At 44.3% G+C, this 13,306-nt stretch carries 8 protein-coding genes and 1 pseudogene; 5 read left to right on the forward strand and 4 right to left on the reverse strand.

All coding sequences use genetic code 11. The features are described from left to right. Positions 1-6 precede the first annotated feature (6 nt). From ppnN to SO_RS07200, 3 genes are all read right to left on the reverse strand, one after another. Positions 7-1,362, reverse strand: a complete 1,356-nt coding sequence (gene ppnN / locus SO_RS07190) for a nucleotide 5'-monophosphate nucleosidase PpnN (RefSeq protein WP_011071722.1) — start codon at positions 1,360-1,362, stop codon at positions 7-9. 56 nt (positions 1,363-1,418) lie between these two features. Next, positions 1,419-2,975, reverse strand: a complete 1,557-nt coding sequence (locus SO_RS07195; RefSeq protein ID WP_011071723.1) for a GGDEF domain-containing protein — start codon at positions 2,973-2,975, stop codon at positions 1,419-1,421. A gap of 149 nt (positions 2,976-3,124) precedes the next feature. Then, complete coding sequence (locus SO_RS07200) at positions 3,125-5,287, reverse strand: tetratricopeptide repeat protein (RefSeq protein ID WP_011071724.1); 2,163 nt, start codon at positions 5,285-5,287, stop codon at positions 3,125-3,127. A 140-nt stretch (positions 5,288-5,427) separates the two neighbouring features. On the opposite strand from SO_RS07200, the pseudogene SO_RS23385 reads away from it, so the two are divergent. Then, a pseudogene (locus SO_RS23385) lies at positions 5,428-7,242 on the forward strand (M61 family metallopeptidase). A gap of 203 nt (positions 7,243-7,445) precedes the next feature. On the opposite strand, the gene rdgC reads toward SO_RS23385, so the two are convergent. Beyond that, complete coding sequence (gene rdgC, locus SO_RS07210) at positions 7,446-8,360, reverse strand: recombination-associated protein RdgC (protein ID WP_011071725.1); 915 nt, start codon at positions 8,358-8,360, stop codon at positions 7,446-7,448. A 291-nt stretch (positions 8,361-8,651) separates the two neighbouring features. On the opposite strand from rdgC, the gene SO_RS07215 reads away from it, so the two are divergent. From SO_RS07215 to SO_RS07230, 4 genes are all read left to right on the forward strand, one after another. Beyond that, entirely contained in the window at positions 8,652-9,620 is a 969-nt protein-coding gene (locus tag SO_RS07215; protein ID WP_164925663.1) for a porin, read from the forward strand. A gap of 185 nt (positions 9,621-9,805) precedes the next feature. Beyond that, positions 9,806-10,495: a phosphate regulon transcriptional regulator PhoB gene (gene phoB, locus SO_RS07220; RefSeq protein WP_011071727.1), complete on the forward strand. Its 690-nt coding sequence runs from the start codon at positions 9,806-9,808 to the stop codon at positions 10,493-10,495. Between the two features lie 80 nt (positions 10,496-10,575). Then, positions 10,576-11,874, forward strand: coding sequence for a phosphate regulon sensor histidine kinase PhoR (phoR, locus tag SO_RS07225; protein WP_011071728.1), 1,299 nt, complete (start codon positions 10,576-10,578; stop codon positions 11,872-11,874). Positions 11,875-12,099: 225 nt separating this feature from the next. After that, positions 12,100-13,071, forward strand: a complete 972-nt coding sequence (locus SO_RS07230; protein WP_011071729.1) for a PstS family phosphate ABC transporter substrate-binding protein — start codon at positions 12,100-12,102, stop codon at positions 13,069-13,071. Positions 13,072-13,306 lie beyond the last annotated feature (235 nt).

Genomic DNA, 13,306 nt, shown 5'->3' on the forward strand with positions numbered 1-13,306 from the left:
ATTGCATTACTTCACTATTTGATAGCAGGGAACATAAGCGCTTCCAGGCAGTTTCATTCTATGTTGGGCGACAAATGCTCCGAGCAAATTGTCCATCAGTTCCATTAAATGCGGATCACCCTTAATGTGGAAAGGGCCTAATTGTTCAATCTGCTTGATGGTCTCTGATTTTACATTACCCGCAACGATACCGGAAAAAGCTTTACGCAGGTTGGCGGCAAGCTCCGCTTTGTTGCTTTGAAAATGTAAATTTAAGTTTGCCATGACATCATGGGTGGGAATAAAGGGCAGTTGGAACTCGGGTTCAATCTTGAGTCCCCATTGATATTGGTAAGCATCTCCGGTGGTGCGGCGATGGTTTTTCACTTGCTCCATGCCTTGCTTCATCACCCGAGCCACTTCAGCAGGATTATCGATAATGATTTGATATTTTTGCTGCGCCTCAGGCCCTAAGGTTGCGGCGATAAACTCATCAATTTTAATAAAATAATCTGCGCTTTCGCTGGGCCCCGTCAGCACCAGCGGGAAGGGGGTTTCCTGATTTTCTTTATTGAGCAAAATCCCTAGAATATACAGCAATTCTTCGGCTGTCCCCGCGCCGCCGGGGAAGATAATGATGCCGTGGCCCAAGCGTACGAAGGCTTCGAGGCGTTTTTCGATATCGGGTAAGATCACTAACTCGTTAACGATTTGGTTCGGCGGCTCGGCGGCGATAATACTGGGTTCAGTGAGGCCAATATAGCGGGCGTTTTTAATCCGTTGTTTTGAGTGACCAATGGCTGCGCCCTTCATCGGGCCTTCCATTGCGCCTGGACCGCAGCCAGTGCAAATATCTAATTCTCTCAGACCGAGTTGATAACCCACTTCGCGGGTATATTGATATTCGATGGCATTAATGCTGTGCCCGCCCCAGCAGACGACTACGTTTGGATCTTTCATCGGCGCAATGGCACGGGCGTTACGTAAAATATCAAACACGACGTTAGTAATGTGGCTCGCGTTGGTTAAATTGATATGTTTTAAGGTGTCGTACTTGTCGCTGATGTAGAGGATATCCCTAAGCACCGAAAATAAATGCTCTTGGATCCCAGTAATAATTTGGCCATCGACAAAGGCTTGTTCTGGTGGATTAATAAGCTCAAGTTTAACGCCACGTTCACGTTGTAGGACATGGATGTCGAAGTCGCTGTATTGCTCGAACAGTGCTTTAGAATTGTCGGTCTTGAGACCCGCGGCGAGTACTGCGAGTGAGCAGTTACGATACAGTTGATATAGGGCGCTTTGCGCGCTTTTTTTGAGGCGATCAACTTCAAGTTGTGAAAGCTGATCCATGCTGCCCTTTGGGCTGACTTTTACTATCATTTACCACTCCTTCGTATCGACAGGAGTGATAAAAAGTGACGTATAGTCTGACTTAGTTATACGTCAATCACGACCCTGTCTCTGCTTTCATGTTTTGCTTTGTAGAGTGCTGCATCGGCGCGTTCAAAGGTTTCATGAATGAGCTCATTGCCCATCACTCGCGCAGCCCCTATAGATACTGTAACTGTAATTCGCTGATTTTTAAATTTAAATGGAATATTTTTTACTTTTTCACGGACTCTGTTTAAAAGTTGAGCGATATCGCTATCATCAATATCTGGCAAAATGAGCACAAACTCTTCGCCGCCGTAGCGGGCGACAAACTCGGTATCCCGCAGGGAATTCTTTAATGCCATGGCGATAACTTGGAGGGTTTTGTCCCCTGTACTGTGCCCAAAGCTGTCGTTAATGATCTTAAAGTGGTCGATATCTGCAACCGCAATCCACAGTGGAGATTTATGACGCTGGTAATTGCGATACTCAAGCTCCATGCGTTCTTCTAGGGCGGCACGGTTAGGTAATTGAGTTAGGCTGTCCAATAGATTGAGTTTTTGTTGCTCGAAAAGCCGCTCTTTGTAGGTATTGGCCTCATTACTCAGCTCGTTAAGCTCTTTTCGCATGGTTTCCATAGACTTACGCAGTAAGGCTTGCTCGCGCTGCTCTAAGGTTTCTTTGCGGGCGAGGGCGGAGCGAATCGAATTGAGCTGTTCAGTTAAGCGTGCTTTGAGGTCGACAATATCATCGGTATCGATAATGGCTTCGCCCACATTATCGACACGAGAATTGATTTCACGATTGAGCTGGGTTTTAAGCTGGAAACTACGCTGGTTATGGTTATAGGATTCGCTGACGACTTCCCGCACTGCTGCTAAGGCATCGTTTAAGGCGTAGAGAAATTCCTGTGAGGCCGATTTTTCCCGTGCAATATTGTCGAGCAGCAGGGATAAAATGGTTTGATAAGCCTCGAGTAAATTATCGATTTCGATATCAGAGGCTAGCATTTCTTTAATGACAAGCACTTGATCACGTTGATCTTTACGGAACTCAATTTCCGAAATCATCTGTGCTAACTCATGGGCGAGTTGTCTGTGCTTTGGTAACACATCTAACTTTTCAGTTCCATTAAACTGTTGTTGCAGGATGGTGTCGTAGAAGCCGATGATTTGTTTAACTTTAGGAATGTACTCCCACACCGTATGAAACGGCTTGGCGAGGTCCTGTTTAAAGTAGTTAATTTCTTTTTTGAGTTTTTCTGGTACAGAATTAACTCGTTGAATTTGCCGGATAACCTGCGCAAGCCCTGCACGGCTTTCTTCAAGTTGTACCATCACATGGTGGTACTGACCTTTTAATAGGCGTTCAACATCGACCAACTCCGGCAAGGCTTCATCGACTCGATCAAAGGTATTTAAGTTATGGCGAAGTTTGGCAAGCTTATTATCCAATTCTAAGTTTTGACCTTTACAGGCAAGACTTAAATGACCAATAAATTGGAGTAAAGTTTGTAACTTAGCGTTCCTATCTTCATTGACTTCATCAAGTGCAAGTTTTGCCGAATGAAGCTTTTGTTGAAGTAATGCCAGTTGTGTAACGGTCGCGTTGGAATCCTTCATCCGGAGTATTTTCCTAACTCTGCAGGGCTAATAAGCATGATGTCCGCTGTCCAGATTAGCGTTTAACTCATATGCTTCTAATGTTATAACAATGATTGTAGAGTGCAAATTGCTTTATTTATGCGTTGGTGATTAATTGTCGATATTGATCAAATATTTCCTAATAAATGTCGATTTTGGTTATTTTCCCAGCAGGGCCAAACAATGTCTTCCTTCATCGCATTGGTTTCGACTCGAATGAGGCCGCGCTCAATCCCTTTTTCTAGGTGCAAAAACAGCGGATCGGCAAACAGTGTTGGTGGCACAAAATCTAATGCTCTTAGACTCACATAATGGCAAGTATTGCTCGGCAAGCTTCGCGCGCCAGCGAGTGCCATTTGTACCGTTTCGAACAGTAATTTGGGGGCAATATTAATCTCGGTTTTGGTAAGCAGGGGTAAATTGATAAAGCCGAGATTAAAAATAGCCGTAAACGCATTTTTATCGAGTTGTTGCTGAAGTTGCGTTAATGCTTGCTGTGGGTCCACCGTCTCAGTAAATCTTACCGCGAACAAGCCTTGGCGGATCACATAAACCGGCATAAACAGACTATTGCTGATATGGCTTGCAAGCTGACAGGTAATGGCGTTGGCAAAATATTGGCCGTGATTAAGGTCAGTCATGAGATGATCGCGAAACTCAATTAAGGCCAGTGCCGTCGTTCTTGTATGGGGCGTGTTTGGGCCGAGATCCCTTAATAGTGCGGCATACCCCTTATGGTGGGTAAATGGCTCTTCTAAGGTCAATTGAAGTAGAGACTCATTTTGACGTCTGCTTTTTTGGCGTTGGTTCAACAGGGCAATGATTGCAATCACCAGCAATGTTAGGATGACACCGCTTAATGCAAGTAATTTATTGGTTTCCTTCGCGCTTTCGATGGCATCGTTTAATTTGCCTTGAACCATATTGAGTTCAAGCTTAAGTTGCTGTTCGGCAAGAACAGAAGCGGCAACAGCGGGATCTTTGGCAGTATTTTTTGAGGTGTTATTTAACTCAATAATCCGTTTTTGCGTGCTGATGACTTTGGCCTGATCTTGCATCTTTTCTGCCGACAGGGCGATTTGCGTCAGTGCTGATTTTTGCTCATCCAGCAGTGCTAAGTTGCTCGCCAATGCTAAAGCATGTTCAGCATGGCTCATCATCAGCGTCCAATCTTGCTTACTTTGAGCAATTTCACCAATCAGTAATTCGTTATAGACCAAGTAATGATGGCTTTGTTTGTCAGTAAAAATTTTATTGGCCATCAGCAAATATTTAAGCGCATTCACATTGTCGTTGAGGTGTGAATAGGCTTGGCCTAAATTGTGGAAGTTAAGCCCCTGAGCGATGTAATTACCGCGTTTGGCATCAAGTTGCTGGGCGTTGAGGTAGTAATCAATGGCGCGGTTCCAATCACCTTGTTCGCCATACACCATCGCGATGACAGTCATACAGCTTGAAAGATAGGTATCATTCCCCAGTTTTTTAAAACCTGCCGCGGCCTCATGGGCATTTTTTAAGGCTTCATCCCATTGTTTTAAATCACGATATACCTTAGCGAGTTGCAACTGTAGATGCGTTTTCATCGACGGATAATTGGAGCGATTAGATAGTCGAACGGCTTCACTATAGTGCTGCAGTGATTTGGTTAGTTGTTGGTTTTTATTGTAGTAATGCCCCAGTTTCGATTCGGCCGCCGCGATGAGATAGTCATTTCTGAGTTTATAGGCAATATCGCGATAGGTATGAAAATGCATTAGGGCAGGCACATCTTGACGAATAACCAAGTGCAATAGGCCTAAATGTTCATGGATAGTATGTTTTAGCAACATAGACCCCAGATCAACGCTGTCGTTGATGTGTGACAGAGCTTGGTTATAAAAGGCGATCGCTTCTTGGTATTTTTGTTCGGTGCGGCCGATATAACGTCCCTTTAGCATGGCGACGGTGGCTTGTTCTAAGGGCGTTTGTGCGATGCTCGTCAACAATTCAATTAAACTATTGGCGTCTTGAAATTCTACTTTGGTTTTTACATTCGGCTCCAGATTTAACCGCGCCAGTAATTGCAGTATGTGTTCAAACTCATCAGGGCTATAGCCCTGCTCTTGGGCTGCGCGTTCAAATTGTTCACGGTTCTTAAAGCTAATAGGAAAAGAGATAGACTGATTAAGCCTGTCGTACATCTTTTGTGGCGTTTCACGCAATTCTATTTCTTCGATCTCAAGATCGGCCGCCAATGTTTGAACAGAAATAGATATCAACAAGGTCACGAAAATAACAATGAATTTATGCATGTGTAGGAGGCCCTATATTCCCTAAGTCAAGGGACTTATTTTGTTAGCTTTTGTTAGCGCCTAATGAGGATGCTACATCGACTTGTTATACTTGAAAAAAATATAAGAAGCATAATAACAGAAGACGGAAAGAAGTAAGAGTGAAACCCAGTAGATTATCTATTTTGGCATTAAGTGTATTAGGTTTGGCCAATGTATTTGCCGACGTGAATTACAGCATTGATCTAAGCCAACCCCAACCCCAACACCATCTTGCGCTGGTGAGTGTGACTTTTCCCTAGGCTAAAGCGGGATAATTGAGTGTTAATCTTCCCGTGTGGCGTACGGGTAAGTATCAAGTATTACCCTTATCTGATGGGGTTCGTTTATTTACCGCAAAAGATCACGAAGGTAAATCACTCGCATGGAAACGCACCGCCAGTGGTGAATGGCAATAGCCCTTGATAAACCAAGTCGTGTGACTGTTAGTTATCAACTCTATGCTAACGAATTAGGCCAACGGGTGCGACTATTGATGCCACACATGCTTACTTAGATGCTAGCTGTGTATTGATGTATAGTCCCCAATTTCGCCAAGACCCAGTAAGCGTGCAGTTGAGCGTACCCGAAAACTGGCAGAGTTATTCGGGCATGTCATCGGGCCCAGTGGCACATTTCTTTATCGCACCAAATTATGATGTGTTGATTGATTCTCCCATTGAAACAGGTACTAGCACCCATAAAAAGTTTACGGCCAATGGCAAAGACTATGAGCTGCTGTTTTGGGGCGAAGGTAACTACGATGCGGATAAAGTGGTTAAAGACTTAACTGCATTGAGTGGGCAAGCCAAGGCGATTTGGGATGAATATCCCTTTGAGCGCTATGTGTAATGGTGCATGCCACCAGCGGCGCCAGTGGCGCAACTGAACATTTAAACTCGACGGTTATTCAGTTACCTCGGTTTAGTTTTCGTGAGCGAAAGGACTATCTACGCTTTATCAGTACCGCTTCCCATGAGTTTATTCATACCTGGAACGTTAAAGCTTACCGCCCCGCGGGCTTAGTTCCCTATGATTATCAACATGAAAATATGACCGAACTCTTGTGGATTGTAGAGGGGTCTACCAGTTATTTCCAAGGGCAGTTATTGCTGCGTGCGGGCGTGATGACGGCAAAAGAGTTTTTGGAAGACTTAGCCAAACGTATCGAAAAAAGCGAGCTAACCCCAGGTCGTGAAATTCAATCGGTTGCCGAGGCAAGTTTAGGTGAGTGGAGTAGCACGGGTGGCGATTATGGGATTAACCATAGCGTTAATATCTACTCTGAAGGGGATTTAGCCTCATTGGCGCTGGATTTCTCCCTACTGACCGACTCTAAATTGGCTCACTCATACCACGATGTGTACCGTAAACGGTACCAAGGTTACCGTATCTCTAAAGGTTACGCTGTGGCCGATGTGCAGCAAATCCTGAAGGACTTGTCGGGTAAGGATTATGGCCCTTGGTGGCAGAGTCATATAAATAGTCCCTTGAGTTTAGCATTTCCAAGCTTGCTGTCTAAGGCGGGTTTAGTGATGTCCTACGGTAAGGACGCCAAAGCGGAACCTTTTATCGGCATGACTTTAAGCAGTGAACATGGCTCGTTAGTACTTTCCCAAGTGCTGCGTAATGGCCCTGCATGGCAGTCGGGGATCGTTGCGGGAGACGAGATTATCGCAATTAATGGGCTAAAAGTGACCGCTCAAGGATTTGATAAGCGGATCAAAGACTTTAAAGTGGGTGATAACGTAGATGTCACCTTATTTCACAACGATAAAATCAAGCAAATGAGCTTAACCCTTGGTGAGAAACCAAGCGGTAAGCTCGTACTCAAAGGTGATGTGAAAGCGACTAAGCAGCAAAAGGCCTGCTTTAAAGCTTGGTTAGGCATTGATTGGCCGTTTGATGATAAAGGTGAGCTAGTGACCAAACGCTAATTCGCTGCTGGCTTGAGTGGGTCGTGACTGCAGAGGTGATGGCTTACTCGAATCGTACCATACGCTTTGTGCCAGCAATTGATATTAAAAAGGTGCCCAGTGAACTGAGAGAGTCCAACTGCGGCACCTTTTTACTTTTGTAAGCTTAAGCTCACTTGACGCTTTTGCTCAATCTATTGGTGTTCAATACATAGGCTTAAGACTTAAGCCTGAGTCTCTTCAATGCCGCCTAATGCTGACACTAAGGCGTGCATTAGGGCAACTAATTCACTGCCCATTAAGGCGAAGTCGGCATCGAGACGCGCCATAGGATCTTCATTGCCGAGTTCATCGTTGCCCGCTCTAAATTCTTCGGAGAATTTTAAGCGTTTCACGCTGGCATCGGATTGCAATAAGAGCGCAATGGATTGGCCAAAGTGTAGCGCTAATTTATGCACTTCTTTGCCGGTTTCTAGGTGAGCTAGCACTTCATCTTCTTTAAGATCTTGTTGCTTAAAGCGTACTATACCGCCTTCATCCGCAGCTGATTTCAGCTCGGCTTCATCTTGCATTTCAAAAGGTAAGGGCGCACTGCCATTTTTAAGCCATTCAGTTAATTGGCTTTCAATCGGCGCTTTAAAGCTTAATGGGATCACGGGCAAGCTGCCTAATGCCTTACGTAGTAAGGCTAATAACTCTTCGGCTTTAGTGGCGCTGGAGCTATCGACGAGGATCATTTCAAGCTCGGGTAAAATCAGTGCGCGCGTTTGGCTACGGCGTGAAAAGGCGCGCGGCAATAAGCTGGTGATGATCTCATCTTTTAAGGCATCTTTTTCTTTTTTGGCAAGTTTGCGATTTTCTTCGTCTTCAATTTGCGCCACTTTTTCTTCTAACGACTCTTTAATCACTTGAGCAGGCAGAATTTTTTCTTCTTTAGTGACACAGATTAGATGACGATTATTGGCGCTGTGTACTAAGGTGCTACCTTTTTTACCTAAGGCATTCGAAAAACCAAATTTGCTGACATCTTGGCTGCCGCACGGAGAAAATGTGAAATCGGCAAGTGCGGTTTCAAGTGCTTCTGTCTCGATGGAAAAAGGTTTATTGAAACGATAAAGAGTAAGATTTTTAAACCACATAAGATGCGCTCATTGGAAAATAAAGTCGCAGTTTACGGCATAGTTGCAGCGGGGTAAACCTACCTTAAATCGTTAAATTTTGGCTAAGTTGCAGAATTCATCAAAATGTAACATTGGGGCAAACTTGGTTGTGGGCCTTGGTATGCCTGGGTTTCATCTCTGAGGTGAGAGGGTGGTTTGTGTCTGCAGACCAAAGTTGTCACATTTGAAATAAAATTGAAATAGATTCATTGCAAACTTTCGGTCGTTCCAAACCAATAACCAAGACGAACATAACGTCGAAAGGATTAAATGATGAACGTTTTTTGTAAAACTCTACTTGCTTCTGCGCTAGCTTCTGCAACTCTGGCTTCTGCTTATGCCGCTGAGCCACTGACTGTTTATGGTAAGTTGAATGTTACCGCTCAATCAAACGATGAGAACGGTGACGCTACAACAACTATTCAAAGTAATGCTTCTCGTTTTGGTGTGAAAGGTGATTTCGAATTATCAAGCTCACTTAGCGCTTTCTATACTGTTGAGTATCAAGTCGATACGGGTGCTGCATCGAGCGATAACTTTACTGCTCGTAATCAATTTGTTGGTTTAAAAGGCGACTTTGGTTCGTTCTCTGTGGGTCGTAACGACACGTTATTAAAGATCTCTCAAGGTGACGTTGATCAATTTAACGACCTTTCTGGCGACTTAGGTAAATTGTTTAAAGGTGAAGTGCGTGCTGCGCAAACGGCAACCTACCTAACCCCTTCCTTTGGTGACTTTGTGTTTGGTGTCACTTATGTTGCGGAAGGTAATGATGTAAAAAGTCAATTTGCTCAAGATGGTTTCAGTGTTGCCGCCATGTATGGTGACGCTAAGTTAAAGAAAACAGCGGTTTATGCAGCCCTTGCCTACGATTCAGATGTGTCAGGATATGAAGTTTTGCGCGCTAGCTTACAGGCTAAGTTGGCGGGTATTAAGTTAGGTGGTATGTATCAGCAACAGGAACAGACATATAAGCTTGATAAAACAACCTCTCTGCCTGTTGAAGTCACTGCAGAAAGTGCAACCGGTTACTTATTAAGTGCAGCTTATGATATTAACGCTGTGACTTTAAAAGCTCAATTCCAAGACATGGAAGACTTAGGTGATTCATGGTCAGTGGGTGCGGATTACAACTTAGGCAAGCCGACTAAAGTGTTTGCTTTCTACACCAACCGCTCTTTAGAAGCGAATACAGATGATGATAAATACATCGCTATTGGTTTAGAGCACAAGTTCTAATCTCACTATTAAGATTGAATTAAGGAGGCTTCGGCTTCCTTTTTTATTGCGATAAACAAACAGTTATATAAACTTAATATGACAATTATCGCGACTATATAGCTTGTGTGGCATACTTATTCATAAATCTGTAATAAAAATGACTAATAATAGTCGTGTTGACATTCACTGACAGAAAATCACCTATGACTGCAAGGATATTGATAGTAGAAGACGAGTTAGCCATCCGCGAGATGCTGACTTTTGTAATGGAACAGCATGGGTTTACCACCTCTGCGGCGGAAGATTTTGATTCGGCCATTGCGCTGCTAAAGGAGCCTTATCCCGATCTGATTTTGTTGGATTGGATGTTTCCTGGTGGAAGCGGCATTCAATTAGCCAAACGCCTTAAGCAGGATGAGTTTACCCGCCAGATCCCTATTATTATGCTTACCGCGCGCGGTGAAGAGGAAGATAAGGTTAAGGGGCTCGAAGTCGGCGCCGATGACTACATCACTAAACCTTTCTCCCCCAAGGAGCTAGTTGCCCGCATCAAAGCGGTGTTACGCCGCAGTGCGCCAACTCGCCTTGAAGAAACCATTGATGTACAAGGATTGTTACTCGACCCTGTCAGTCACAGGGTGAGTGTTGGCGATACTGTACTCGATATGGGTCCGACGGAATTCCGTTTGTTGCACTTCTTTATGACACACCCAGAACGCGTCTATAGCCGTGAACAACTGCTTGATAACGTGTGGGGCACCAACGTGTATGTTGAAGACCGAACAGTTGATGTGCATATTCGCCGCCTACGAAAAGCGGTTGAAGAGTCGGGCCATGATCGTCTTATTCAGACAGTTCGTGGTGCGGGTTATCGCTTTTCTACACGTAGTTAGTGCCAAATTAGAGATAGGCACAGGTTAGCTTTTCGGCTATCTTGTGCTCTCCTTATTTAGCCTGCTGTTTGGGTTTATTTATGTTCGACTCTTATTCAGGGTATCGGTTATTTACGCGTTTAGCCGTATTCTTACTGCTTTGTTTGCTTATTGGTTTATTGGTAGGGAACCCCCTCTGGATACTGATCATTGGATTGTTAGGTCTCGTGATCTGGCATTACCGTCAGTTAGCGCGACTTAATTTCTGGTTATGGCGAGATAGAAAGTTAACCCCTCCTCAGGGCAGTGGTAGTTGGGAAGGCGTGTTTAACGGTATTTACCGCCTGCAAGGTAAAAACCGTCGCCGAGTCGGCCAATTAGCCGCGTTACTTGGGCGTTTCCGTCAAGGGGCTGAAGCCTTACCCGATGCCGCTGTGGTGCTCGACTCAGAGCATAATATCTTATGGTGTAACAAATTAGCTCAGCTAATGTTAGGTTTTGTTTGGCCACAGGATAATGGGCAGCGTATTGATAACTTAATCCGTCACCCCGATTTTTCCGCTTATATTAAAGCTGGAAAGTATAAAGAGCCCTTAGAATTGACATCACCTGTATCAGAGAGGCGTTTACTCGAAATCCGTATCATGGCATATGGTGACAGACAACTGCTGCTGATTGCCCGTGATATTACCCGAATAAGACAGCTCGAAGGCATGCGTAAAGAATTTGTCGCTAATGTGTCACATGAACTTAAAACACCGCTTACCGTTTTGCAGGGATACTTGGAAATGATGCAAAGCATGGCGGAGCCGGATTCGATGAACGCAAAGCCATTAGCGTTAATGCAGCAGCAGACGCAGCGAATGCAGTCTATGGTGGAGCAGTTACTGGTGCTATCTCGCATCGAAGATGCGGCGGATATTGATCTTGAGAATACGGTTAATATGTCGCAGCTAATGGACGTCTTGAAGGAAGAAGCCAAAGCCTTAGCGAAGGACAAGTACGAGTTAAGTTTCCATTGTGAGCCGGGCTTAGATTCACATGGAAACGAGCTACAGCTTAGAAGTGCTTGTTCTAACTTAATTTCTAATGCTATTCGTTACACTGAGCCTGGGGGCAAGATTAGTGTGCAGTGGCGCAGTGTCGCCACCGGAGGTCTCTTTAGTGTGGCCGATACAGGGGAAGGGATTGCACCGCAGCATATTAGTCGCTTGACCGAGCGTTTTTATCGAGTCGACAGCGCGCGCTCAAGGCAAACGGGGGGCAGCGGCCTTGGTTTGGCCATTGTGAAACATGCGTTAAGTCATCATCACAGTGAGCTTAATATCAGCAGTGAATTAGGAAAGGGTAGCACTTTCAGCTTTGTGATCCCGCAGCATTTGATTGAACGTAAAAAATAATTGCTATTTAATGTAATGTTATTTTTTATATTAAAAACAGGCCATTATGGCCTGTTTTATTTTTTAGGTCTCAAAAAGAAGTGATTTTTCAAAAAAATGCAAAAAAAGTGCTTTGTCATCTAAGTGTCATATCTTGGACATAGAATTGTCATTGTGGCGATTGATACTGGCTGCGTCTGAAGAAACCTAAGTTACAAATTAGTTAGCTTACTACTGGAGCACATAATGAAACTGAAAAAACTTGTCGGCGCGATGACTCTCACAGCCGCTGGTGTATTCTCTGCAACTGCCATGGCAGCTATTGACCCATCTCTACCAACTTACGAGAAAACAAGTGGTGTGTCTGGCAACTTATCATCTGTAGGTTCAGATACTTTAGCCAATATGATGACACTTTGGGCTGAAGAATTTAAACAGATGTATCCAAACGTCAATATCCAAATTCAAGCGGCCGGTTCTTCAACTGCGCCACCAGCGTTGACTGAAGGTACTTCACAATTCGGCCCAATGAGCCGCAAGATGAAGCCTAACGAAGTAGAAGCGTTTGAAAAGCATTATGGCTACAAGCCAACTGAAATTCGTGTTGCGATTGACGCTTTAGCAGTATTCGTACACAAAGATAACCCAATCAAAGGCTTAACGGCTGAACAAGTTGACGGTATCTTCTCTTCTACCCATAAATGTGGTGGTGCGGATATTCAACGTTGGGGTGATTTAGGTCTTAGTGGTGATTGGTCTGCAAAAGACGTTCAATTATATGGACGTAACTCAGTATCAGGTACTTACGGTTACTTCAAAGAGAAAGCGCTTTGTAAAGGCGACTTTAAGGCGAACGTAAACGAGCAACCTGGTTCAGCATCAGTCGTTCAATCCGTATCTCAATCTTTGAATGCGGTTGGTTACTCTGGTATCGGTTATAAAACTGCAGGCGTAAAAGCCGTTGCAATCGCTAAAAAAGGTAATGAGTTTATCGAAGCGACTGCAGAAAACGCCGCTAATGGTACTTACCCATTATCACGTTACTTGTATGTATACGTGAACAAGCAACCAAACAAAGACTTAGCACCAATGGAAAAAGAATTCATCCGTTATGTGCTGTCTAAGCAAGGTCAGCAAGTTGTAGAAAAAGACGGTTACGTGACGCTGCCTAAGAGCGTAGTTGCCAAAGATTTAGAACAGTTGGGCATTCGCCTCTAACTCTGAATCGCTGAACTGTTAAGGGTCTCTTCGGAGACCCTTTTTGTTTTCAGCCCTAAACCACCAACTTTTTGTTGGTGGTTATCATTTTTGGGGATTGTTCACTGAGGCTGAAAAGTGGGCATAAAAAAAGCAACCTAATTAGGTTGCTGTAAATTCCAATTCGGAATCCGGGGACGGTCGCGCTAGAAACCATCTAAAGGAGAATGATGATGAACGAAGAAACTCATTGCAA

This window comes from Shewanella oneidensis MR-1 (genome assembly GCF_000146165.2).
Classification (GTDB): Bacteria; Pseudomonadota; Gammaproteobacteria; order Enterobacterales; family Shewanellaceae; genus Shewanella; species Shewanella oneidensis.